This is a genomic window from Allobosea sp. TBD101 (assembly GCF_059817965.1).
The window spans coordinates 2108119-2132464 of sequence record NZ_CM187543.1; the positions used below are offsets into that span (position 1 = coordinate 2108119).

Annotated in this window: 19 protein-coding genes, 1 other RNA gene and 1 pseudogene; 9 read left to right on the plus strand and 12 right to left on the minus strand. The window is 65.1% G+C overall.

The window, feature by feature from the left end; genetic code table 11:
* Positions 1-14 precede the first annotated feature (14 nt).
* Entirely contained in the window at positions 15-2396 is a 2382-nt protein-coding gene (locus AC6RIC_RS10115; RefSeq protein ID WP_499736072.1) for an ATP-dependent helicase, read from the minus strand.
* Between the two features lie 227 nt (positions 2397-2623).
* Between AC6RIC_RS10115 and AC6RIC_RS10120 the strand changes: the two genes are divergently transcribed.
* Positions 2624-4273 carry an acyl-CoA dehydrogenase family protein gene (locus tag AC6RIC_RS10120; protein ID WP_499736073.1) on the plus strand — a complete coding sequence of 550 codons (1650 nt, stop codon included), beginning with the start codon at positions 2624-2626 and terminating at the stop codon, positions 4271-4273.
* Between the two features lie 115 nt (positions 4274-4388).
* Here AC6RIC_RS10120 and msrB read toward each other — a convergent pair whose 3' ends face one another.
* Positions 4389-4817 carry a peptide-methionine (R)-S-oxide reductase MsrB gene (msrB, locus tag AC6RIC_RS10125; RefSeq protein ID WP_499736583.1) on the minus strand — a complete coding sequence of 143 codons (429 nt, stop codon included), beginning with the start codon at positions 4815-4817 and terminating at the stop codon, positions 4389-4391.
* Between the two features lie 238 nt (positions 4818-5055).
* On the opposite strand from msrB, the gene AC6RIC_RS10130 reads away from it, so the two are divergent.
* Genes AC6RIC_RS10130 through AC6RIC_RS10140 form a run of 3 tightly spaced genes read left to right on the plus strand, consistent with a single transcriptional unit; the run spans position 5056 to position 7784 of the window.
* Positions 5056-6279: a BtaA family protein gene (locus tag AC6RIC_RS10130; RefSeq protein WP_499736074.1), complete on the plus strand. Its 1224-nt coding sequence runs from the start codon at positions 5056-5058 to the stop codon at positions 6277-6279.
* 38 nt (positions 6280-6317) lie between these two features.
* Positions 6318-6953 (plus strand): class I SAM-dependent methyltransferase, encoded by a 636-nt coding sequence (locus tag AC6RIC_RS10135; RefSeq protein ID WP_499736584.1) that lies wholly within the window; start codon positions 6318-6320, stop codon positions 6951-6953.
* Positions 6954-6974: 21 nt separating this feature from the next.
* A complete protein-coding gene (locus tag AC6RIC_RS10140; RefSeq protein WP_454656176.1) occupies positions 6975-7784 on the plus strand; it encodes a potassium channel family protein in 810 nt (269 codons plus the stop codon).
* A gap of 12 nt (positions 7785-7796) precedes the next feature.
* Here AC6RIC_RS10140 and AC6RIC_RS10145 read toward each other — a convergent pair whose 3' ends face one another.
* Both AC6RIC_RS10145 and AC6RIC_RS10150 read right to left on the minus strand, forming a co-directional pair.
* Positions 7797-8369, minus strand: coding sequence for a thioesterase family protein (locus tag AC6RIC_RS10145; protein WP_454656177.1), 573 nt, complete (start codon positions 8367-8369; stop codon positions 7797-7799).
* A gap of 75 nt (positions 8370-8444) precedes the next feature.
* Entirely contained in the window at positions 8445-8789 is a 345-nt protein-coding gene (locus tag AC6RIC_RS10150) for a hypothetical protein (protein ID WP_499736075.1), read from the minus strand.
* Between the two features lie 46 nt (positions 8790-8835).
* Between AC6RIC_RS10150 and AC6RIC_RS10155 the strand changes: the two genes are divergently transcribed.
* Together AC6RIC_RS10155 and AC6RIC_RS10160 are read left to right on the plus strand one after the other, a co-directional pair.
* Positions 8836-10275, plus strand: coding sequence for an FAD-binding oxidoreductase (locus AC6RIC_RS10155; RefSeq protein WP_454656179.1), 1440 nt, complete (start codon positions 8836-8838; stop codon positions 10273-10275).
* A gap of 164 nt (positions 10276-10439) precedes the next feature.
* Positions 10440-14021, plus strand: coding sequence for an AsmA family protein (locus AC6RIC_RS10160; protein ID WP_499736076.1), 3582 nt, complete (start codon positions 10440-10442; stop codon positions 14019-14021).
* 298 nt (positions 14022-14319) lie between these two features.
* Here the strand turns inward: AC6RIC_RS10160 and AC6RIC_RS10165 are convergent, their stop codons facing one another.
* The 6 genes from AC6RIC_RS10165 to AC6RIC_RS10190 form a co-directional block, all read right to left on the minus strand.
* A complete protein-coding gene (locus AC6RIC_RS10165) occupies positions 14320-14544 on the minus strand; it encodes a ribbon-helix-helix domain-containing protein (protein ID WP_454656181.1) in 225 nt (74 codons plus the stop codon).
* Entirely contained in the window at positions 14541-14738 is a 198-nt protein-coding gene (locus tag AC6RIC_RS10170) for a DUF4169 family protein (protein ID WP_499736077.1), read from the minus strand. Before AC6RIC_RS10170 ends, AC6RIC_RS10165 begins: the two co-directional genes overlap by 4 nt.
* Positions 14739-14753: 15 nt before the next feature.
* Positions 14754-16148, minus strand: a complete 1395-nt coding sequence (gene fumC / locus AC6RIC_RS10175) for a class II fumarate hydratase (protein WP_499736078.1) — start codon at positions 16146-16148, stop codon at positions 14754-14756.
* A gap of 13 nt (positions 16149-16161) precedes the next feature.
* A complete protein-coding gene (locus tag AC6RIC_RS10180) occupies positions 16162-16734 on the minus strand; it encodes an SspB family protein (protein WP_499736079.1) in 573 nt (190 codons plus the stop codon).
* A gap of 62 nt (positions 16735-16796) precedes the next feature.
* Positions 16797-17175, minus strand: a transfer-messenger RNA (tmRNA) gene (gene ssrA, locus AC6RIC_RS10185).
* Between the two features lie 38 nt (positions 17176-17213).
* Positions 17214-17477 (minus strand): hypothetical protein, encoded by a 264-nt coding sequence (locus AC6RIC_RS10190; RefSeq protein WP_499736080.1) that lies wholly within the window; start codon positions 17475-17477, stop codon positions 17214-17216.
* Between the two features lie 215 nt (positions 17478-17692).
* On the opposite strand from AC6RIC_RS10190, the pseudogene AC6RIC_RS10195 reads away from it, so the two are divergent.
* From AC6RIC_RS10195 to AC6RIC_RS10205, 3 genes and pseudogenes are all read left to right on the plus strand, one after another.
* Positions 17693-18220, plus strand: a pseudogene (locus AC6RIC_RS10195) (thymidylate synthase); the annotation flags it as partial.
* A 528-nt stretch (positions 18221-18748) separates the two neighbouring features.
* Positions 18749-19651, plus strand: a complete 903-nt coding sequence (thyA, locus tag AC6RIC_RS10200) for a thymidylate synthase (RefSeq protein WP_499736081.1) — start codon at positions 18749-18751, stop codon at positions 19649-19651.
* Between the two features lie 8 nt (positions 19652-19659).
* Positions 19660-22134, plus strand: a complete 2475-nt coding sequence (locus tag AC6RIC_RS10205) for a hypothetical protein (protein WP_499736082.1) — start codon at positions 19660-19662, stop codon at positions 22132-22134.
* On the opposite strand, the gene istB is transcribed toward AC6RIC_RS10205, so the two are convergent.
* A complete protein-coding gene (istB, locus tag AC6RIC_RS10210; protein WP_499732768.1) occupies positions 22118-22846 on the minus strand; it encodes an IS21-like element helper ATPase IstB in 729 nt (242 codons plus the stop codon). The genes AC6RIC_RS10205 and istB overlap by 17 nt on opposite strands.
* On the minus strand, positions 22846-24345 hold the full coding sequence (gene istA / locus AC6RIC_RS10215) for an IS21 family transposase (RefSeq protein WP_499732769.1): 1500 nt from the start codon (positions 24343-24345) through the stop codon (positions 22846-22848). The genes istB and istA overlap by 1 nt, the downstream gene beginning before the upstream one ends.
* Position 24346: the final 1 nt, after the last annotated feature.

The following is a 24346-nucleotide window of genomic DNA, read 5'->3' on the forward strand; positions in this document are numbered from 1 at the left end:
ACAGGCCTCGGTCGCTACCCCGCCTTCTGCACGAAGCTATCCAGCACCATCTTCCGGCCGGCCTTGTCGAAGTCGACCGTCAGCTTGTTGCCGTCGACGCTGGCGACGGAGCCGGGGCCGAACTTGACGTGGAAGACGCGGGCGCCCTCGCCATAGGCGGATTCGCCTGAGGATTTCGCCGTCAGCTCGCCTTCGATCAGCCGCGGACCGCGCTGGCGTGAGGAGCCGCCGAAATTGCCCTGGCCGAAGCCGCGGCCGCTCTCGGAGAAGCCGCTGCCACCGCCGCTGTTCTTCGCCCGGTTCTCCTGCGCGCGCTGCCAGCCCGGCGTGTTGTAGCTCGAGCCGAAGCTCTCCATCCGGTCGAAACGCGAGGCGCCATAGCCGCCCTGCGAATAGCTGGTCGGGGCCTGCTCGACCTCGACATGCTCCTCCGGCAATTCGTCGATGAAGCGGGAGGGCAGGCTGGTCTGCCAGAGGCCGTGGATGCGGCGGTTCGAGGCGAAATAGAGCTTCAGCTTCTTGCGGGCGCGGGTCAGGCCGACATGGGCGAGGCGGCGCTCCTCCTCCAGCCCGGCGCGGCCACTCTCGTCGAGGGCGCGCTGGTTCGGGAACAGCCCTTCCTCCCAGCCGGGCAGGAAGACCGTGTCGAATTCCAGCCCCTTGGCGGCGTGCAGCGTCATGATCGAGACGCGCGCCTCGGCCTCGCCGTCCCCGACATCCATCACCAGCGAGACGTGTTCGAGGAAAGCCGGCAGGTCGGGGAATTCGTCGAGCGAGCGGACGAGTTCCTTGAGATTTTCGAGGCGCCCGGCGGCGTCGGCCGAACGGTCCTTCTTCCACATCTCGGTGTACCCGGACTCTTCCAGTACCAGCTCGGCGAGTTCGCCCTGCGGCATGTGCTCGGCGCGTTTCGACCAGCGGCCGAAGGCCTCGACCAGTTCGCGCAGGGCCGTGCGGGCCTTGGGCTTCAACTCGTCGCTCTCGACGGCGGCGCGGGCCGACTGCATCAGCGAGAAGCCGGTGGCGCGGGCGTGGTTGTGCAGGAGCTGGACTGTCGCGTCGCCCAGCCCACGCTTGGGCACGTTGACGATGCGCTCGAAGGCGAGATCGTCTGTGGCTGAGACCACGCAGCGCAGATAGGCGAGCGCATCGCGGATTTCGGCACGCTCGTAGAAGCGCGGGCCGCCGATGACGCGATAGGGCACGCCGGCCTGGACGAAGCGCTCTTCGATCTCGCGCATCTGGGCAGAGATGCGCACGAGCACCGCGACCTCGGCGAGATTATATTTCTTGGCCTGCATCGCCTCGATCTCGTCGGAGATCAGGCGGGCTTCCTCCTGGCTGTCCCAGGCGCCGGTGATGGTGACCTTCTCGCCGAGCGCGTCCTCGGTGCGGAGCGTCTTGCCGAGGCGGCCCTCATTGCGGGCGATCAGCTTGGAGGCCGTGGCGAGGATATGGCCGGTCGAGCGGTAGTTGCGCTCCAGCCGGATCACGGTCGCGCCCGGAAAATCGTGCTCGAAGCGCAGGATGTTGTCGACCTCGGCGCCACGCCAGCCATAGATCGACTGGTCGTCGTCGCCGACGCAGCAGATGTTGCGGCGGCCCTGAGCCAGAAGGCGCAGCCAGAGATACTGCGCCGTGTTGGTATCCTGGTACTCGTCGACGAGGATGTAGCGGAAGCGGTCGTGATAGGTCTGGAGCACGTCCGGATAGTCGCGGAACAGCGTCAGGCAGTGCAGCAGCAGATCGCCGAAATCGACGGCGTTCAGCGCCTTCAAGCGCTCCTGGTAGGCGGCATAGAGCTTGCCGCCCTTGCCATGGGCGAAGACGGCAGCCTCGCCCGCGGGCACGTCCTTGGGGCTAAGGCCGCGGTTCTTCCAGCTATCGATGAACCCCGCCAGCATCCGGCCGGGCCAGCGCTTCTCGTCGATGTTCTCGGCCTGGATCACCTGCTTCATCAGGCGGATCTGGTCGTCGGTGTCGAGGATGGTGAAGTCGCTGCGCAGGTCGAGCAGTTCGGCATGGCGGCGCAGGAGCTTGGCCGAGATCGAGTGGAAGGTGCCGAGCCAGGGCATGCCCTCGGCGACCGGGCCGACGAGGTGGGCGACGCGCTCCTTCATCTCGCGCGCCGCCTTGTTGGTGAAGGTCACGGCGAGAATCTGCGAGGGATAGGCGCGGCCGGTCGAGATCAGGTGGCCGATGCGGGTGGTCAGCACGCGGGTCTTGCCGGTGCCGGCGCCGGCGAGCACCAGAACCGGGCCGTCCGTCGCCTCGACCGCCTGGCGCTGCTCCGGGTTCAGCCCTGCGAGATAGCCGGCCGCCGGCTGCGCGGCAGCGCGCGCGGCGAGGCCGCCGGGGCGAGGCGGAGGAGCGGAAAAGGGGTCTGCGTCGGACAAGGGTGTGCGCTGCTCGTGCGTGATTCGTTCTGGTGGCAATATAGGGTGACAGGAGCCGAATTGCGCCCCCTTCTCGGAAAGCTTGATGGTGTCATCCCGGGCGTAGCGAAGCGTAGACCCGGGATCCATGCCTGAGCCTTTCCGGTTGGGTTCCGGAATGGATCCCGGATCGGCGCCGCTTCGCGGCTTGTCCGGGATGACGGCGGAGAAGGATCGGAGGATTGGCAATGGCGGATCATGCAACCCGGCCCGACTGGGAAGTCGCCAATCAGGTGCCGGTGCTGGCGGATTACGATGCCTTCGCTGCCGATCCGGTACTGCCCGGCATCGCCGCGGCGTTCGGTGCCGATTGGGCGCGCGAGCGCTTGCATGAGGCCGGGCGGACAGTCGCCTCGGCTCGGGTGCAGGAGCTGGCTTATCTCGCCAATCGCTACACGCCCGAGCTGAAGGCCTTCGACCGCTTCGGCAACCGCATCGACGAGATCGCCTTCCATCCGGCCTGGCACGAGTTGATGGGGCTCGCCATCGGTCAGGAGACGCATGCGCTGGCCTGGAACCGGCCGGAACCCGGCGCGCAGGTCGCGCGGGCCGCCTTGCAGTATCTCTGGTACGGCGCGGAGAGCGGCATCTGCTGCCCGATCAGCATGACCTATGCCGCCGTGCCGGTGCTGAAGCAGGACACGGCGCTGTGGAGGCAGTGGGGCTCGCTCGTCACTTCGAACCGCTACGATCCGCGGCGGGGGCCGGCGCATCTCAAGACCGGCGCAACCGTCGGCACGGCGATGACCGAGACGCAGGGCGGCTCGGATTTGCGCCAGACCCAGACCTATGCCGAGGACAACCGCGACGGCACTTGGTCGCTGCACGGGCGAAAGTGGTTCTTCTCGGTGCCGCACTCCGACCTGTTCCTGACGCTGGCGCGGACGGCCGAGGGCATCTCCTGCTTCGCCGTGCCGGGCTGGCTGCCGGACGGATCGCGCAATGGCGTCGCGATCCAGCGGCTCAAGGACAAGGTCGGAAATCGTTCGAATGCCTCTTCCGAGGTCGAATTCAGGGGCGCCATCGGCCATCTGGTCGGCGAGCCGGGCAGGGGCATCCGCACAGGCCTATCGATGAACCACAACTCGCGGCTCGACATCGCGGCGGCATCCTCCGGGTTGATGCGGATGGCGGTGTCGCTCGCGGCGCATCATGCGCAGCATCGCCGCGCCTTCCAGAAGGCGCTGATCGACCAGCCGATCATGCAGAACGTGCTGGCGGACCTAGCCATCGAGGCGGAAGCGGCCGTCTGGCTCGCCTTTCGGCTGTTCGCGGCGCTCGATCGGCAGGAGGCGTCCGAAAGCGAGCGGCTGTTGGCGCGGGTCGGGGCGCCGATCGCGAAATACTGGATCACGCGGCGCGCGCCGGCCGTCGTCACCGAGGCGCTGGAATGCCATGGCGGCAACGGCTTCATCGAAGAGAACCCGATGGCGCGGCTCTACAGGGAGGCGCCGCTCAACGCGATCTGGGAAGGCTCGGGCAACGTCATCTGCCTGGACGTGCTGCGATCGTTGGCGCGCGAGGAGGGGGCGGTCGATGTGCTGCGGGGCGAACTGATGGCGGCTGCGGGCGCGGACAGGCGCTACGATGCGGCGCTGAAGCGGCTGGAGGCGGAGTTGCCGGAATTGAGGCGCAACGAGGGGCAGGCGCGGCGTTTGACGGAGCGGCTGGCGCTGATGTTGCAGGGTTCGCTGCTGCTGCGGTTCGCGCCGGCCGCTGTGGCGAATGCCTTCATCGCGACGCGGCTGGATGGCGGCTGGTCGGGGCAATTCGGCGACTTGCCGCCGATGGTCGATGCGGCCGCGCTGGCGCGAAGGGCCGTGCCAGTGGTTTCGTAGGGCGCTTTCGTCATGCTCGCCCTTGTGGCGAGCATCCATGTCTTGAACACGGCCTTCGACGGGGGAAGACGTGGATGGTCGGGACAAGCCCAACCATGACGAAAAGGCAGGTCTGCTAGGCTTCTGGCTCGAAGTTCATCGCCTCGCCGTTGATGCAGTAGCGCAGGCCGGTGGGCGGCGGGCCGTCCGGGAAGACATGGCCGAGATGGCCGCCGCAATTGGCGCAATGGACCTCGACGCGGTGCATGCCGTAGCTGCGGTCCTCGGTGGTGCCGACAGCGCCCTCAAGCGGCTGGTCGAAGCTCGGCCAGCCGGTGCCGCTCTCGAATTTCTTGCCTGATCTGAACAGCTTCTGGTCGCAGCCGGCGCAGGAGAAGGTGCCGGCGCGCTTCTCATAATTCAGCGCGCAGGAGCCCGCCCGCTCGGTGCCGTGGCCGCGCAGGATGCGGTACTGCTCGGGCGTCAGACGCGCGCGCCACTCGGCGTCGGTGAGCTGGAAGGGGAAGTTCTCCTCCTGCTTCTTCTCGGCTCCGAACATGCTCATCAGACCCATCGCGATCTCCTTCCTGGCGGGAGCGCCTCATCGGCTTTCGTGCCGCAATATGGGGCTTCGTGCGCCGGATTTCAGCCCCGCCGATCTCCGGTCGTTTCACGATGCCGTGGCAATCGCGGCAGCATCGTCACCGGACCGTCACGCGACTCCTCTAGCAGCCCGGCCACCCGCAAAGGGAGGAAAACCGGTGACGGAACAGGCGACGCAAACGGCACGCGCGGCCCGCCGCATGACGAGTTCGGGCTTGGGACAGGCCGTCCGGCGCAGCAAGACGCTCTCCAAGGCCGGCATGCTGGAATGGCTGTTTGCCCGCGCCTTCTCGGGGCTGGTCTATCCGCAGATCTGGGAAGACCCGGTCGTCGACATGGCGGCGCTTGAACTCAAGGCCGGCGACCACGTCGTCGCGATCGCGTCCGGTTCCTGCAACATCCTCTCGTATCTGACGGCGGCGCCGATCCGGGTCAGCGCGGTCGACCTCAACGCCACGCATATCGCGCTTGGGCGGCTCAAGCTTGCGGCGCTGGCGCGGATGGAGCGGCAGGAGGATTTCCTGCGCTTCTTCGGCCGGGCGAAGGATGGCGCCAATGTCGCGCTCTACGATCGCGAGATCGCCGATCATCTCGACGCTGTCTCGCGCGGCTACTGGGAGGGGCGGGGGCTGAACGGGCGGCGCCGGATCAATCTCTTCGCTCGGGGATTCCACCGCTACGGCCTGCTCGGCCGGTTCATCGGTACAGGTCATGTTCTGGCGCGATTGCTCGGCGGCAATCCCAAGGCGATGCTGGCGGCCCGCGACCTGGCCGAACAGCGGACGCTCTATGACAGGCATCTCGCGCCGGTCTTCGAACGCAAGCTGGTGCGCTGGCTCGTGCGCCAGCCGGCCTCGCTCTACGGGCTCGGCATTCCGCCGGCGCAGTACAAGGCGCTGGCCGCCGATGGCGATGACGGCATCTTGGGTGCGCTGAAGCTCCGGCTGGAGCGTCTCGCCTGCGATTTCGACCTGAAGGACAACTACTTCGCCCAGCAGGCCTTCGGCCGGCGCTATGGCGACGGGCCGGACGCGGCCTTCCCGCCCTATCTCCAGAAGCAGCATTTCGCGGCGGTGAAGGCGCGCTCGCCGAATGTTTCGTACCGCCAGAGCGCGGTCACTGCCTTCCTCGAAGACCAGCCGGCCGAGAGCTGCGATGCCTATGTGCTGCTCGACGCGCAGGACTGGATGAATGATGCCGATCTCACGGCGCTGTGGTCGCAGATCACACGGACGGCGCGGCCCGGTGCGCGGGTGATCTTCCGCACGGCAGCCGACGAGCGCTTGCTGCCGGGACGAGTGCCGGCCGCGATTCTCGACCAGTGGCATTACGAGGAGGAGAAGAGCCGCGAGCTCTGCCGGCAGGATCGCTCGGCGATCTATGGCGGATTCCACCTTTATGTCCTGAAGGGGCAGGCGCGGTGAGCGCGGCCGAGGCGCCGGCCGGATCGGCCGCCGGATTGATGGACCGGATCTACCGGAACCAGCGCCATATCTACGACGCCAGCCGCAAGTTCTATCTGCTCGGCCGGGACCAGCTCATCGACGGTCTGCAGCCGCCGGCCGGCGGGAGCGTACTGGAGATCGGCTGCGGCACCGGGCGCAATCTGATCCGGATCGCGCAGCGCTATCCGGAGTGCGCCTGCCATGGACTCGACGTCTCCAGCGCGATGCTCGCGACGGCGCAGGGCTCGGTGGCGAAGGCGGGTTTGGAGCAACGGATCGGGCTCGCGCAGGCCGATGCGACCAGCTTTGATCCGCAGGTTCTGTTCGGCCGCGCCGGCTTCGACCGGATCGTGATCTCCTATGCGCTCTCGATGATCCCGCCCTGGCAGGGCGTCGTCGCCGAGGCGCTGCGCCGGCTTAATCCCGGCGGTTCGCTGCATATCGTCGATTTCGGCGATCAGGCCGGGTTGCCGGCTCCGTTCAAGGCGGTGCTGTTGCGCTGGCTCGCGCTGTTTCATGTCACGCCGCGCGAGGATTTGTCACGTATCGTACTTGCCATGGCCGAAGCGGCCGGGATCGATTGCCGGATCGGCGCGCCCTATCGCGGTTATGCGGTGCATGCGGTGGCGACGCGGCGCCGGCGCGCTCCGTAGCGTCGCACCGACGGAGCGCCTATGCTGGCGGCGATGGATGCCGCCGACGCCCCGCCCGATCAGAGCCGCTTCGAAGCCCTGCGGAGCCGCCTGCGCCAGCTCTATCACGGCCGTTCGCCGTCGGCGCTGCGCTTCCAGGCGGTGACGACGGTCGTCGATCTCCTGATCATAGCGTTCTTCATCCTGACGCCGTTGCTCAGAGAGAACGCAGCCTTTCTCTGGATCGACTATTCCGTCGCGGTGATCATGATCGCCGAGATCGCGGCGCGGCTGCTCGCCTCGTCCAACATGCTCAGGCTGCTGCGCCAGCCGACCATGCTGCTCGATCTCTTCATCCTGTTGACGCTGCTCGCGCCGCAATGGCTGGAGAATTTCGGCTTCCTGCGCATCCTCAGGCTGTGGTCGCTCTCGCATAAGGGCATCGTCTGGGCGCAGTTCCGCGAAACCCGCTTACGCGAATGGGAAAGCGTCGTCCGCGCGCTGAGCAACATCGCGACCTTCCTCTTTGTGGTCACGGGTTTCGTCTACACCTTCTTCTTCCGGCACGAGGGTGGCTTGGAGAGCTATGTCCAGGCGCTCTATTTCACCGTCGCGACGGTGACCACGACCGGTTTCGGCGACGTGACTCTGCCCGGTGTCGCCGGCAAACTGACCTCGATCGTGGTGATGATCGTCGGGATCACGCTGTTCGTGCGGCTGGCGCAGGCGCTGTTCCGCCCGAACAAGGTGCTGTTTCCCTGTCCCGAATGCGCCTTGCAGCGGCACGAGCCGGATGCGGTCTATTGCAAGGCCTGCGGGCACAAGCTGAAGATTCCCGACAACGGTCCCTGATACGGCGATCGCTCAGTGCCGGGTTTCGATCGCCGTCTCGGTCTCGCGTTCCTCGGCGGTCTCATCGACCCGGATGGCGGACTTCCTGGGCATGCCGATGATGCGGCCGATCGTGGCCGGGAGGGGCATCATGCTGTGGGCGGCCTTCATCAGGGCAATATTCGCGAGGATGTCGGCCGGGAAGGGCGTGACCTTGCGATGGACCATGTCGACATGCAGCGACAGGTTCTCGCTGGTCGCCGCGAGCCAGCCCTCGTTGGCGTGCCGCATCTCCAGGTAATAATGCAGGCGCTTATCGTCGAAGGCGATGAGCTGCGCGGTGATGCGCACGGTATCGCCCTCGGTCAATTCGCGCTTGTAGAGGATATGGCACTCCGCCGCAAAGGTGGAGGCGTGGCGCGTCTCGACATAGTCGCGGGTGAGGCCGACCAGCGAGAAGACCTCGTCGACCGCGCGGTCGAACAGCACATGGTAATAGGCCATGTTGAGATGGCCGTTATAGTCGATCCATTGCGGCTCGACCCGCATCGCCGACGAGACGAAGGGCGCGAAGAACAGCGCCGGGGCGCGCGTCTCGTGTTTCATGTTCGCCTCCCTGGCAGGCGCCTCGTTCAAGGGCCGGCGGCGTTATTGCCGCTGCCCATTTCGTCGTCGCATGATTTAGTATGCATCGCTCGCAAGCGGCGTCAGCATCTTGGGCCAGCCAGTATGGCAGGACGATGTCGAAGCGTAACCAATTGCGAAACCGATCTGTTCGAAGTCTAGAGGCTGGTAGGGGCTGTGGGAAGGATTTGATGAGGTCAAAACGGCAGAGATGGGAGGAGCATTGCGCCGCCGATACCACTGGTATCGGCAAGCGATGCGACGCTGCAGCCCTGCCGTTTTCACCTCACCCGAAGGGCGCGGCGCTTTTGAGCGACTGCTTTGTCGTTCTTCGTAGCAAGCCGAAAGGCTTGCGTCCTCGAACTCCTTGCATTCGCTCAAAATCGCCAGCGTCAAATCCATCCCACAGTCCCTACCAGCCTCTAAGTGCCAAACCCGGATGTTGACAATGAGCCAGCCTGCCGCCGCTCCTCATGACAGCCCTGTCCCTGCCGCAGTGCTGCCGCCCTCGCCGGAGGCGATCGCGGCGGTGACGCAGGCCTTGGCCGCCAGCTTCGGCAACCGGCTGGTCACCAGCCTCGCCGTGCGCCAGCAGCACGGCCACACGCTGACCTGGATCCCGAACCAGCCGCCGGATGCAGTGGTGTTTCCGCAGAGCACGGCGGAAGTCTCCGAGATCGTGAAGCTCTGCGCGGCCCATGGCGTTCCGGTTATCGCTTTTGGCACAGGCACTTCGCTGGAGGGGCATGTCAACGCGCCCTTCGGCGGCGTCTCGATCGACCTGTCGCAGATGAAGCGGATCATCGCGGTTCATGCCGAGGATCTCGACGTCGTCGTCGAGGCCGGCGTTACCCGCAAGGAGCTCAACGAGCATCTGCGCGACCAGGGCCTGATGTTCCCGATCGATCCCGGTGCCGATGCTTCGATCGGCGGCATGGCGGCGACACGCGCCTCGGGTACCAATGCTGTCCGCTATGGGACGATGAAAGACAACGTTCTGGCGCTGACCGCGGTGATGGCCGACGGCTCGGTCGTCAGGACTTCGACGCGCGCCCGCAAGACCTCGGCCGGCTATGACCTCACCCGCTTGCTGGTGGGCTCGGAAGGCACGCTCGGCATCATCACCGAGGTGACGCTGAAGCTGCACGGCATCCCGGAAGCGATCGCCGCCGGCGTCTGCCCGTTCCCATCGGTGAAGGCGGCCTGCGACGCGACCATCCTGACGATCCAGACCGGCCTGCCGGTGGCCCGCATCGAACTGCTCGACGACGTGATGATCCGCGGCGTCAACCTCCACGCCAAGCTCGGTCTGCCGGAGACGACGATGCTCTTCGTCGAGTTCCACGGCACGGAAGCCGGCGTGAAGGAACAATCCGAGCGCTTCGGCGAGATCGCGGCCGAGTTCGGTGGCGGCCCGTTCGACTGGGCGACCAAGGCCGAGGACCGTTCCAAGCTTTGGCAGGCGCGCCATGACGCCTATTGGGCGGCCAAGGCGCTGCGCCCCGGCTTCGACTCGGTCGCGACCGATGTCTGCGTGCCGATCTCGCAACTGGCCGAATGCGTCGAGGAGACCAAGCGCGACATCGAGGCCTCCGGCCTGATCGCGCCGATCGCCGGCCATGTCGGCGACGGCAATTTCCATACGCAGCCGCTGGTCGATCTTGCCGACACGGCCGAGGTCGAGCGGGCTCAAGCCTTCATCGACCGGCTGGTGAAGCGCGCGCTCGCCATGGGCGGCACCTGCACCGGCGAGCACGGCGTCGGCCAGAAGAAGATCAAGTATCTCGAGCAGGAGCACGGAGCCGAGGCGCTCGCGGTGATGCGCCTGCTGAAACGGTCTCTCGATCCGCGCAATATCCTCAACCCCGGAAAAATCGTCGCCCTGTGACGCCATTGCGGCTTGCGCCATTCGCCTGCTTTGCCGAAATGTCGTGATCTCGCCGCGACTTGCGGGCAGGATGGGGGAGGCGCCGGTACGGACCGTCATTGTGCTCGCAATGACGCTCAAAGCCGGCACCGCTCTACCATCACGACAGGGGCAGGCAGCGGAATTTGCGTGAGAGTCTGACAGTTCTGGCCGGCCTGCTGGTGTTGGCGCTGCTGGCGGCCCTGATCGGTCCCGGCTTCATCGACTGGCGCGCTTATCGCCCGCAGATCGAGGCGCGGTTGAGCGAGGGTCTCGGCGTCGAGACGCGGATCGGCGGTGCGATCGGCCTGCGACTGTTGCCTTCGCCGCGCATCGCGCTTGAGGACGTGCGGATCGGGCCGGTTGACGGCACGGCGAGTTCTGCCAGCGCCGAGCATGCGACCGTGGAGCTGGCACTGGCGGCGCTGGCGCGCGGCGAGTTCCGCTTCTCGGAAGCGCGGCTCGAGGGCGCTGCGATCTCGCTTTCGCTGGACGAGGCGGGCGTGATCCGCATGCCCGAGCGCAGCGGCACGGGCATTCCGGCCGGGGCGAGCCTCGACCGGCTGACGATCAGCCGCTCGACCATGATCTGGCGCGAGGCCGGGAAACCCGCGGTCATGCTCTCGCCGATCGCGGCCGAGATGTCGGCGGTGAGCCTTGCCGGTCCCTGGCGCTTCGAGGGTGAGGTGGCAGGCGCGTCGCTGCGCGTCACCACCGGTGAAATGGAGGCCGATGGCAGGCTCAGGACGAAGGCTTATCTCACCGGCGAGGATCTGCAGCTCGGTTTTGACGGCGCCCTGTTGTTCCCGAAGGGTGCCGAGGGCGTGGGCGCCGAGCTCGACGGTGCCTTCAATCTCTCACCGGGCGGCGCCGTCGCGCTGACCGGGCGCGTCAAGGGCGGCAGCCAGAAGCTCGACCTTTCCGGGCTCATGCTCGATCTCGCAGGCGGCGCGGCGCGGCTGGAAGGTGACGGGCAATACCTGCCCGGCACCGGCAAGGGTTCACTGGCGCTGCGCGCGCGCCGGCTCGATGCCGATGCGCTGATGACGGCGCTGGCCGAACGGCAGGGCTTCGAGCGCGCGTTGCAGGGGCTGCCCGGCGCTTTCGACGTCAACCTCGACCTCGACCAGTTGATCTGGCGCGGCGAGGATTTCTCGGCGCTGGCCCTGCGCGGGCATCTGCATGACGGAGGCTTGAGCGAGGCTTCCGCTTCGGTGCGCGTCGCCGGGGCTCTGCTCGGCGCGAGCGGCAATCTCGATGGGAATGGGGTCTCGGGACGGCTCAATCTCAAGGCCGACGATGCGCGGCGCGTCGGGCTGGTGCTGGCGCGGGCCGGGCTCGATTCGGCGCTGGCCGATTTCATCGCGCGGCTCGGGCGGATCGATGCCGATATCGTCGGCGCCTGGACGGGCACCGGCGGCCGGTTCCAGCGCCTGCTGGTTGCGGGCTCGTCGGGCCTGCGCCTCGATGCCTCCGGGGAGATCGCGCCGAACCGGATCGCTGCCAAGGCGGCTGTAAACGGGCTCTCGCTCGATACCCTCCCGCCGGGTAACAGCTTCTCGAGCCTGCTTCGGCAGCGCGACGTGGCGCTGGATCTCGCGCTCACCAATCTGCGCTTCCGCAACGCGCCGCCGGGCTCGGCCAATCTCGATCTCCGGCGCGAGGGCGATGTCTGGCGGCTGAGCCGGCTGTCGGTCGATGGCTTCGGCGGCGTCGCCGTCACGGGCGCCGGTGCGTTGCTGGCGGAGGGCGGCGAGATTTCCGGCCGCGTCCGTGCGCCGCGCTTCGAGGCATTGACGGCGCTGGCCGGGCCGCTGCTGCCGGAGACCGCGACCCAGGCGCTCCAGCGCGTTGGCGAAGGCCTCGCACGGCTCGATACCGGCTTCCGGCTGACGCGTGCGGCCTCGGGCGAAACCAGCCTGTCGGCGGAAGGCACGGCTGCGGCAGGCAAGCTGAAGCTCGACGGGCGGCTCGACCGGGCCGGCAACTGGAGCCGCGCCGCGCTCGGCTTCGAACTCAATGACAGGCGGCAGGCTTTCGCGGCGCTGGGGCTGCCATTGCCGCAGCAGGGCGGGGCGGGGCGGTTTAACCTCGAACTGGACCGTGGCAAGGCAACGGGCTCGCTCGCAGGGCAGGGGCTGTCCCTTGTCGTCGAGGATGGCGGCAAGGGACCGCAACTGACCTTGCAGGCCGATGGACCGGGGCAGATTCTTGCAGAAGGACCGGCGCGCCTGCTGCCGGACGGCGTGATCGATGCGTCCGCACGACTTGGCATCGCCGAGGAGGCGATCCGGCTTGACGACATTACCGCCCATCTCGGCGGCATGATGGTGAATGGCTCGCTGCTGCTGCCGCGCGAGGGGCGCTCCTCCGGGCGCATCGCAGTTCCCGCCGCCGACCTGCGGCCGCTGATGGGCGCTGCGCTCGGGCAGGCGGCGACGACCCCGAATGCGCTCTGGTCGACAGCACGCTTCGGGCGCGTGGCGGGTTTTCCCGATTTCGATATCGCGGTGGAGGCCGGGATGCTTGCCGCCTTCGATGGCGGGACGGTCCGCAATGCCAGCTTCGCCCTGCGCTCGGACCAGGACGGGCTGAGGATCGACGATATCCGCGGCAGCTATGGCGGCGGGCAGATCGGCGGGCGGCTCGGCCTGCGCCGCGATGGCGGATTGGCCCAGCTCAATGGGCGGCTCAGCCTGATGGCCGTCGATCTCGGCGAGATGACCAAGGGCGCAGTCGGCGGCAAGGCCTCGGGGCAGATCGAGTTTGGCGGCTCGGGCGAGACTCCGGCGCGGCTGGTCGCGGGCCTGAGCGGGGCCGGCAGCCTCGCGCTCACCGCCACGCGCCTCGCCCGCTTCGACCCCAGCGCCTATGCGCGGATCATCGCCGGCACCGGCGAGGATGCTTCCGAGAGCGACGCATCGCGCCTGCAAGACCGTCTCAGCGAGGCGCTGGACAAGGATGCCTGGGCGCTTGGTGACGTAACGCTGCCGTTCACGCTGGCCGGCGGTTTGATCCGGCTCCAGCCCTTCGCATTCGAGCGCAACGGATTGCGTGCCGAGGCGAGCGGCATCCTCGACCTGCGCGCGCTGACGGCCGATCTCAGGCTCGGTCTGAAACCGCTCGGTGCCCTCCCGAAGGGCTGGCCCGGCGATGCGCCGCAGATCGGCATCGCCTGGCGGGGGCCTTTGTCGAACCTCCGGCGCGAGAGCGATGTCAGCGCGCTGTCGAATACGGTGGCGGCGCGGGCATTGGCGCGCGAGATCGAGCGCGTCGAGGCTTTCGAGGCGGATGCGCGCGAGCGGGCGCTGCATGCAAGGCGACTGCGGGCCGAGCGCGAGACGCGCGAGAACGAGCGCAAGCTCGCCGAGTTCCTGAGGGCGCAGGAGGAAGCCCGCCTGGCGGAGGAGAAGCGCCAGGAAGAGGCACGCCGCCTCGAGGAGCAACGTCGCCTGGCCGAGGAGAAGCGCGCCGAGGAACTCAGGCGCGTCGAGCAGGCGCGGGCGGAACTCGAAGCGCGCCGACGGGCGGAAGCCGAGGAGCGTGCCCGTGCCGCAGCCGAGCGGGCGGCGGCGCAATCGGCAGCGCCGCAGTCTCAGCCGCAGCCGCTGCCCGGCCCGCTTGTCCTGCCGGGAGCGCCGCTCAGCAGCTCACCGGAAGGCGCCGTGCAGCCTCCGACCGGCGGCGTCGCGCCGCTGCCGCAGCCACGCAGCACGCCGGCGCGTTGAGATGCTGATTCAGCCGCGCCGCGGCCTGATTCCGGGATTAGTGGCAAGTTATTGAATAGGTACGGTTTTTGGGTTGCGGCGTGGTCGTTGCAGGTCATGCTGGTTCCGCACGAAGACCCCCCTTGTCATTCCGGGGCGCGACGTAGGCGCGAACCCGGAACCCACGACTGGGTGAGACATCTCATTCCTCGTTGCAGGCGGCTCGCCCGGTCGTGGGTTCCGGGTTCTTCGCTGTGCGAAGCCCCGGAATGACAAAGATGGTTCCGATCGGGAGCAGGCCGACCGTTGACCGCACCGCCTACGAGCTCCCGGCTATCTTGCGGTAATGCGCGAGCGCGTGGAGCCGCAGCGCGGAGGAGAGGTTCAATTCGCCCCGGCCGGAATCCACGTCGGCGACAAGAGCGGCGATCGGGCGGTTCTCGCTCGCCGCGATCTCCTTCAGGGCTTCCCAAAAGGGCGCTTCCAGCGAGATGCTGGTGCGGTGGCCGGCGATGCTGAGCGAGCGCTTGCGCTCGGGTCTCATGCCGGCTCCGGCTCGTCGTCGCGGTCGAGCTTGTGGCCGTCGATATGACGGGCGGCCTTGTCGCGCTCGGCTTCGGTCAGCTTGCGCTCGGCCTTGGTCCGGCCGAACGAAATGCGGTTCTGCTCGGCCGTCTTCTCAGCTTCGGCGCGCGCCTTCTGCTTGCGGGCCTGGCGGAGGTTGATGATCTCGGCCACTGGACCTGCCTTGCGTCAGTGTGGGCCGAGCATCAGCTCGGGCTTGACCGTGGCGTCGAAGAGCTCGGCATCGACGCCGGCCTTCAGCGCTTCCTCGCGCAGGGTCGTGCCGTTGTGATGCGCGGCCTTGGCGATGCCGGCGGCCTTGTCGTAGCCGATCGCCGGGGCCAGCGCCGTCACCAGCATCAGCGAACGCGAGAGCAGCTCCTTGAGCTGGGCTTCGTTGGCCTCGATGCCTTCAACGCAGTTGACCCGGAAGCTATCCGCCGCGTCGGCGAGGAGCCGCACCGACTGGAGGAAGGCCGCGGCGATCACCGGCTTGAAGACGTTGAGCTCGAAATGGCCCTGGCTGGCGGCGAAGCCCACCGTCGCCTGATTGCCGTGGACCTGGGTCGCGACCATGGTCAGCGCCTCGGCCTGGGTCGGATTGACCTTGCCCGGCATGATCGACGAGCCCGGCTCGTTCTCCGGCAGGCTGATCTCGCCCAGCCCCGAGCGCGGACCGGAGCCCATCAGGCGGATGTCGTTGGCGATCTTGAACAGATCGGAAGCGAGCGCGGCGAGCGCGCCATGAGCGGCGGCGAGCGCGCCATGGCTCGCCAACGCCTCGAACTTGTTCTCGGCGCTGCGGAAGGGCAGGCCGGTCAGCGTCGCGGCTTCCTTGGCGAAGAAGGCGGCGAAATCGGGATGGGTGTTGAGGCCGGTGCCGACGGCGGTGCCGCCCTGCGCCAGCGCATAGAGCCCGCCGAGCGCGGCTTCGATCCGGCCAATGCCGAGATGAAGCTGCATCGCATAGCCGGAGAATTCCTGGCCGAGCGTGACCGGGGTCGCGTCCTGGAGATGGGTGCGGCCGATCTTGACGAGATGCTTGAAGGTCTCGGCCTTGGCGTTCAGCGCCTTTTCGAGGCCGCGCAGCGCCGGCAGCAGGCGGCGGGTGATCTCCAGCACCGCGGCGATATGCATCGCGGTCGGGAAGCAATCGTTCGAGGACTGGCCGCGATTGACGTGGTCGTTGGGATGGACCGGGCTCTTGGCGCCGAGCCCGGCACCGAGCAATTCGTTGGCGCGGTTGGCGAGAACCTCGTTGGCGTTCATGTTGGACTGGGTGCCCGAGCCGGTCTGCCAGATCACCAGCGGGAAATGTCCGTCGAACTTGCCGGCGAGCGCTTCATCCGCCGCATGGGCGATGGCGCCGGCGACGCGCTGGTCGAGCAGGCCGAGCTTCGCGTTGACATGGGCCGCGGCCTTCTTGACCAGCACCAGGGCATGGACCAGCGGCAGCGGCATGCGCTCGCTCTCGCCGCCGATCTTGAAATTCTCGAGGGAGCGCTGCGTCTGAGCGCCCCAGTATCGATCCGCCGGCACCGCGATTGGGCCGAAGGAATCGGTTTCGGTGCGCGTCTCGGTCATGTGGCGTCCGTCGTCAGGGCTTCTTGCGGAAGGAATCGAGGCTGACCACTTCGGCACCGCCCCGGCTGTCCTCGCCTTCGGCAGCGGGTTCCGCTTTCGCGGATGCGGCAGCAGGCTCGGCGGCAGGCGCCTTGCCCTTGGCGGCCGGAAGCGCGGCCGGCACGATCTTCGCCGGCGCCGGCGGCGCCTCGGCGGGCTCCACGTCCTGGGAAGCGGCATCCTCGGCCTGATCCTGCGCCTCGAATTTCAGGCCGAACTGGACGGACGGGTCGAAGAAGGTCGAGATCGCGTCGAAGGGCACGAGCAACCGCTCCGGCACGCCGGAGAAGGACAGGCCGACCTCGAAGGAGTGCTCGCCGACGCTGAGGTCCCAGAACTGATGCTGGAGGACGATCGTCATCTCGTCGGGATGCTTCTCGCGCAGGCGCTGCGACAGACGCACGCCCGGCGCACCCGTGCGGAATGTCACGTAGAAATGGTGCTCGCCCGGCAGTCCGTCGCGCGCGGCCTCCGTCAGGATCTTGCGGACCACACCCTTCAGCGCGTCCTGAACCATGAGGTCGTAACGAAGAACATCCTTGGACATCGAGTCGTGGTTTCCGCTTGTTGCGTTCCGGCGGGAACAGCCGGCAGGCCGTCAGAGAAAGAAGTGGAGGCTTCTGTTGCCAGGCGCCTCCGAGCCCCGCCTTACGCGGCTAAGCGCAAGGGCTTTGGTTTGGGAACCAGCACCGCTTACGCGGCGACGGCGACCCGAGCATTGTTGTCGTTGGCAACTATGCAATGGCCCGATAACGGCGGAACCATGCCGAGCAAAAGGATAACCTTTACACCCTCGTCGATCCTATTTCGCCCCCGCCAAAGCCCTGCGGGTTCGCCGCAAGGCCGCCTGCCTGAGCAGGGCTTTGGTGGAGGCGCCGGGTACCGCCCCCGGGTCCGAAAGGCTTATTTCGAGATCCGTTTATCGCCATAGCCGTTCTTGCGAGCGGCACTTGCGAATATAGGGAAGGCCGGGGCGTTGGGAAAGGGTTCTCATTTGTTTTCGACAAAGACTGCGGCTTTGCCGCCTCAATCGAGAATACGTCCATTCCTGATGTCGATTTCGAGGCTCATTTCGTCGTCCTCGGCGGTGCGCCCCGCGACCTCCCAGCGATCGTCGTAACGGACGATCTCCTCGACATGGACGAGGCCGGCGCTCCAGGCGATGTCGCGCGCCTGACGTTCCGAGATCGCCACATTGGCATAGGTCTCTTCGCCATGCGCCGACAGCGCGATCAGGGCGTTGAAAGCGAGCGCCACCAGCAGGCGGCCGGTTACGTTCAGGGTCGGCATATCGACTATCCCCACGAATCAAGCGCGCGATGAATGGCGCCGATTGGGGCGGGTTTGCGGAGAAGCCATCTCACGGATCGTCGCGTTTGCGTGAGGTGGCAAGGCTCCCGCCATGGATTGGCAGGGGCTTCCGCAAACGCTGGGGATGCCTGCCGGCCGGGCCGGGCCAAGCGGATCGCGAGCCGCTATAGTCGCGCGCCTTCCAGAGAGTCGCCATGCGCCAGTATCACGACCTGCTCCAACGCGTCCTGACCGAGGGCGTCCGCAAGGACGACCGCACCGGCACCGGCACGCTCGCCGTCTTCGGCCATCAGATGCGCTTCGACCTGTCGGAAGGATTCCCTCTGGTCACGACCAAGAAGCTGCACCTGAAATCGATCATCCACGAGCTGATCTGGTTCCTGCGCGGCGACACCAATGTGCGCTATCTCCAGGAGAACGGCGTCACGATCTGGGACGAATGGGCCGATGCGAATGGCGATCTCGGCCCGGTCTATGGCCGGCAGTGGCGTTCCTGGGCGGCGCCCGACGGGCAGGTGATCGACCAGATCGCCTGGCTGGTGAACGAGATCCGCCGCAATCCGGATTCGCGCCGGCTGATCGTCTCGGCCTGGAACCCGGCCGATATCCCGAAGATGGCGCTGGCGCCCTGCCACTGCCTGTTCCAGTTCTTCGTGGCCAACGGGAAGCTGTCCTGCCAGCTCTACCAGCGCTCGGCCGACGTCTTCCTCGGCGTGCCCTTCGTTTCCGGCATAGCAGCGCACTTCAATGAATGGTTTTCTCGGCACGTGCGGGGATTTCCAGAGCAGCGTGCAGCATAGCGCTATGATCAATGAATGATTGAAGCTCCCGTCGAGGGAGCGGCCGCGGCAGAAGTTTTAGCCAAATCTCGATTGGCTTCGCGGGTGGCTATCTGCCAGCATTTTTGATGCGGCGCGGGTGAAAATCGGAATAAAAAATCCTCGGTAAAAATTGGACTTGCCGCCTTAGCTTGAATTTGGAATTCGGTAATTCGTTATAAGAATTTTGGTTATCATTTTGTTTTTTATGATTTTTTCCTATTTTTATAATATAAATCCTGATTTCTCGGGCGATTTTCCGCTGAATTAAAATCCCAAGCTGGAATTATTATTGGGATTTTTCTGACCGAATATTTGGTGCCCAATTTACGATTTCCAGTGGCACTTGATCAATTGCCCTCAAGTGAAGTAAGTCTGCTCAGGAAAGTATGGGTAGCTGCGACAGATGTCGTGCAGCTGCAGGAGGCAGGAATGAGTGGGCGGCACGCGGAGTACCAATTTCTCGACCTTCTCTCGAGCGTGCTAGAGCACGGCGACGAGAGGCTAGATCGTACTGGAGTCGGTACCCGGTCCATATTTGGCGCGATGGCCCGTTTTGATCTGTCGGACGGGACAGTCCCGATTCTCACAACCAAGCGTGTCTTCTGGAAAACGGCAGTGAAGGAAATGCTCTGGTTTTTGACCGGGCAGACCAACATCCAGCCGTTGATACGCGAGAATGTACGAATTTGGACGGACTGGCCGCTAGCCAAATATCGCCGCGAAACCGGGCTAGACATCGATCAGTCCGAGTTCGAGAAGCGCATCGCGGAGGATGACGAGTTTGCCAGAGAGTGGGGTGATTTAGGTCCCGTATACGGCAAGCAATGGCGTCGGTGGCTGGGTCCTGATGGTCGTGAGCACGATCAGATTGAAGAGTTGATCAAAACATTACGTAATAATCCATCGAGTCGTCGAATGTTGTTCCACGGCTGGAACGTCGCCGAGCTAGGTCAAATGGCGCTGCCGCCTTGCCATATGGTCTATCAATATCATGTCACTTCCGATGGTCGCTTGAATTCTCTCTGCTTCCAAAGGTCAGCAGATTTGCTCCTTGGCGTAGGGTTCAACTGGGTAAACTGCTGCGCCCTTCAATTGATGATAGCGCAACAAGCGGGATTGAACCTAGGTAGTTTTGTTTGGTTCGGCGGAGACGTGCATCTCTACCTAAATCACCTTGAGCAGGCTCGAGAGCAGTTGACCCGTGACCCGCGTCCATTGCCGAAAATGCGCCTGAAGCGGCACGCTGCTAGCATCGATGACTATCGGATTGAGGACTTTGAGGTCGAGGGCTATTCGCCACACGCGGTTATCAAGGCAGACGTCGCGGTCTGAGTTCAGCGATGGCCGAGCAACTCGATATTTGGGGATCTGACAAAAGCGAGCGCGGCAGTTTGGCCGATAGACTACGTGCTCTCCTCGAAGCTGACACTCAGGCTGGCATGGTGCCTTTGAGCCGGGGTGGCAAAATTAGCCGCAAACACTATGCCGGCATGCTCGCCTGCGCACGACCGGCGCTCACGAGGCACATCGATATCCTCGCGGAATTCGAGCGGAGGCTCGGGGCAGCTACAGGCCCTATGCGCCTTCTTTCTAGCATGCGGGAGTGGCTTGCAAGATCCTATGAGAGCAGGGAACTGGGCGTTCGCGACGGCAAAATAGATCGCGCCGCATTTGCCGCGCAGTTCGGTCTGCGGGGTGGGACTTTCTTGACGCGGTACCCGGAAATTCGGGCATTGATCGAGGACTACGACGCTCGTGCGAAGCGAGAGAACTACTTGCCGGCGAATCGACAGGAAGAGCTTGATCGTGTCCGAGTTGCGCTCGAGCACGGCCCGGAACTGTCCAAAGATCGAAAAAACATCAGCTTAACTGCTTTGTCGGCAGCTTCGGGCGTCCCCGTGTCGAGGCTTCGGGAAAACATATTCGCGAAAGTAATTGCTGACGCCCAGAGTAGGGTTGCCGAAAATGTGAAAGCCAGCAAGATCGATCCGTACTTTCACGGCCGCGTCTTCCCGTTCAGCAATCTTTTGCCAACATGGGGTTCGAGGTTCACGGAGCGCGCTGCGACACGTTTCAAGCAGGTGATATCTGGGCTGGCGGAACCTTCTTCCAAGCACATCTACTTGTCGCTCTTGAATGTACTGATTTGGATTGGGGAAAGCGACAACCCGAACTGCTTGGCGGTTGTCGCTGAGGCGCAAAAAGATGGACGTGTAAGCGCCGCCGGCGAATGGGAGGATGCCCTGTTCGCCCACCGCGATCACCTACTGATGGGGGTAGCCAACGGGACTCTGACGGAAAACAGTGTGGATTCGGCCATAACGAGGCTCCGCACAGCGTTGGATGCACTGGCTTCCGGAGGAGTCGTACCAGGTACTGCAACGCCGATCCCCGGCGTGAAGCATGCGCGCCGGCAGGCTTTACATCGTCCCAGCGTCGCTGAAGTCACCTTCTCAGCTCGAGACACAGCGGACTATGTGGCCTTCGCTCGCGCGCATTTCGAAGATTCTTGTAAGCGTTTGGGCCTGGATATGGGATCCGGCGATTCCGAACCTTTCTTCGGTAGCATAGGTCAAGCACTGAATACTGGAGCTGCCTTGCCAGATGATCCGGCGGAGGCGGTCCGAATGGTTCTGGAGCGTCGGCTGGAGAAGCTCAGGGCTCGTGCCTGGGCTTTCGTTGAGGAAGCCGCTTCCATGCATGATCGGGGGCAGGAGCTCATTTCGAAAGCCACGATCGACAGTGCACAATTCGAAGCAGCCTACCTTGGCAACTACCTCAATAAGTACCAGCGGACGATGCTGGTTCACAATCTTTTTCCAGGCCGAGAAGCTTCGGACGATCAGGTGGAGCGGGGGGTGGCCAACTTCCTAGCGCTTATAGACCAACTGCGCGGCGGAATCCCTCCGCTCTTGAGTTCGCCAGATCCGGACTACGGTCAGTTCTTCGCGAAGCGCTACCTCCACTACGGCGGTCTGCAGACGATCCAACCAATGCTAATTCCGGACAACGACGCCGTTGGCTCGGTGCTCACGCTCTATCTCCTTGACAGCGGCGCCAATGTGGCAGTTGGCCGGACACTTGATCGCGAATGTATAGAAGTCAGCGATCTTGAGGGGCACAGCCGCATCACCGGCCATAAAGCCAAGGCAGAGGGCAAGCCAATCATCGTCGATCTGCCTGAAGATTCACTCTCTGTGCGCGCCATTAACTGGTTGCTTTCAGCTGGGAAAAAGCTCCCCGATAGCGCTACGGCCGACGAGGATCGTTTGTTTTTGATGAGGTGCGGTAGTCGAGTCCAGCTTATGACGCCGCACTGGTATACGAATTGGTTTAAGAGCTTCGCAGGCAATACGCCAGGGCTTGAAGTTCTCAAACTTACGCCATCAATGCTTCGGCCTAGTGTCCTTTTGCACGCTGCTCTGTGCAATGACGGGAGGCTGATGGCTGGCATGGCCCTAGGCCAACATACCGTTGGTGTCAGCCAAGGCTATCAGCAAAAGTGGGCGACGCGGCTGCTCTATGATCAGACCGTACGCCGGTTTCAGACCGCATTTGAGACCGTCGTCGTAGCCAACATTCCCGACGCGGCATTGAAACTTGGCATCACCGAAGAGCAATTCGAAAGCCGGCTCGGTAACCTGCAAGCGACCGGGTGTCAAACGGCCCGCAAAGTTGCCCCCCGATCGGCGTCCAATGTTGACCCCTTGAGTATGCTTCGCGGCGAGGAGGCGGCGCGGCGGAGCTGGTCTGGATTGCGCAGCCGCGCCGACTCCGGATCGGTGGTGTGCGGGGAACTCAGAGCCTGTTCTTGAAGCGCCAGCTCTCGTTGCCGGTCTCGACGATGTCGCAGTGATGGGTGAGCCGGTCGAGGAGCGCGGTGGTCATCTTGGCGTCGCCGAAGACGGACGGCCATTCGCCGAAGGCGAGGTTCGTGGTGACGATGACGGAGCTCTGCTCGTAGAGCTTGCTGACCAGGTGGAAGAGCAGTTGTCCGCCGGACTGGGCAAAGGGCAGATAGCCGAGTTCGTCGAGGACGATGAAGTCCATGCGTGCGAGATAATCGGCCATGCGGCCCTGGCGGCCGGTGCGGGCTTCGGCCTCGAGCTTGTTGACGAGATCGACGACGTTGAAGAAGCGGCCTCGAGCACCGGCACGGATGCATGCCCGGGCGATCGCGATGGCGAGATGGGTCTTGCCGGTCCCAGTCCCGCCGACGAGGACAACATTGCGCTGGTGCGCCAGGAAGTTGCCGCCGGCGAGATCATGAACGAGGGTCTCGTTGATCGGGGTTCCGTCGAAGGCGAAGTCGGCGACATCCTTGGCGAGCGGTAGCTTGGCGATGGTGATCTGATACTTGATCGAACGAGCCTGCTTCTCGGCGATTTCGGCGGCGAGGAGGTCGCCGACGACGCGCTGCGGCTCGTGCTGGCGCTTCACCGCCGAGGCGATGATCTCGTCGTAGGCGGCCTTCATGCCATAGAGCTTGAGCTCGCCCATGGTGGCAAGAATCTCCGAGCGTTCCATCACACGGCTCTCCTGAGGCTGTCGTAGCGGGCACAATCGGCGGCAGGCTCATGGTGCAGGCGCAAGGCATCGGGCGTCATGATCGTGATCGCTGCCGCCGGCTCGCGGCGCCGGGCCAGGATGTTGATGATCACGTCGGCGGAGTGGACGCCTTGCCGCAGAGCATCCGCGCAGGCGGCTTCGACGGCGGACAATCCGTCGCTCAGCACCGCGGTGAGGATCTCAACCATCTGCCGGTCGCCGTCTTGAACGGCCGCGAGCTTGCGCCGGACCCGGTCGATCGCACCGGGCAAGACCCAGTCCTTGAAGGGCGCTCCGTTCCGCAGGGCGCCCGGCTTGCGAGCCAGTACCGGGACATAGTGCCAGGGATCGTAGATGGTCTGGTCGCGGCCATAGCAGCGGGGATGCTCGCCGACGATACGCCCGTCCTGGCGCAGCTCGATCCGATCGGCATAGGCGCGGATCTCGACGGGGCGCCCGACCGCACTCGCGATGACCGAGTACTTGTTGTTGTCGAAGCGCACGAGACAGGTCTTCGACACCGAGGCTGGCAGTGAGTGGAAGCCGTCGAACCGCCCCGCGTAAGGCACCAGGCTCGGGCGCTCGGCTTCGAACATCTCCCAGATTGTGCGGTCACGTTGCTCCGGATGGCGGTGGGCCTTGGCGTAGCGAAGCACCTGATCCAGCAGCCAGGCGTTCAACTCGTCGTAGTTCTTGACCCGCAGGCGCGGGGCGAAGAAGCGCTCGCGCACGAGCCCGACCTGGTTCTCGACCTGCCCCTTCTCCCAGCCCGAGGCTGGCGTGCAGGCGACAGGGTCGACCAGATAGTGGCTGCACATCTGCTGGAAGCGGCGGTTATAGGCCCGCTCCTTGCCGACGAAGATCGTCTCCACAGCGGTCTTCATGTTGTCGTAGATGCCGCGCGTGCAGGCGCCCTTGAAGAAGGCGAAGGCGCGGTCATGGGCGTCGAAGACCATCTCCTGGCTCTCGCGCGGATAGGCCCGTACGAACAGCATGCGCGAGTGACAAAGCCGGACATGCGCCACCTTCACCTGGGTCGTGGCGCCATTGATGACGACGATCTCGTGGCTCCAGTCGAACTGGTAGGCCTCGCCGGGCGCGAAGCTCAAAGGCACATAGGCGTCGGCTGTGACGGCGGATTGCTCGCGGCGCCAGCCTCGCGCATAGCGACGAACGGCATCGTATCCGCCCTCGTAGCCGAGATCCCGCAGCTCTTCGAAAAGACGGATCAGCGTCAGGCGCTCGCGGGCCGGCTTGCCGTCGTTCGCCATCAGAAGCCGATCCAGCTCAGGGCGCCAGGGCCCTATCTTCGGCTGCGGCTGAACCTTCCGCTCATACTCGAACGACGTCGCGCCAGAGCGCAGCACCTTGCGCACCGTGTTCCGAGAGACGTGCAGCTCGCGGGCGATCTCCTTGATCGTCTTCCCGCGGATCGAAAACTCGCGCCGGATCCGCGCAATCGTATCCACGCCCTTCATC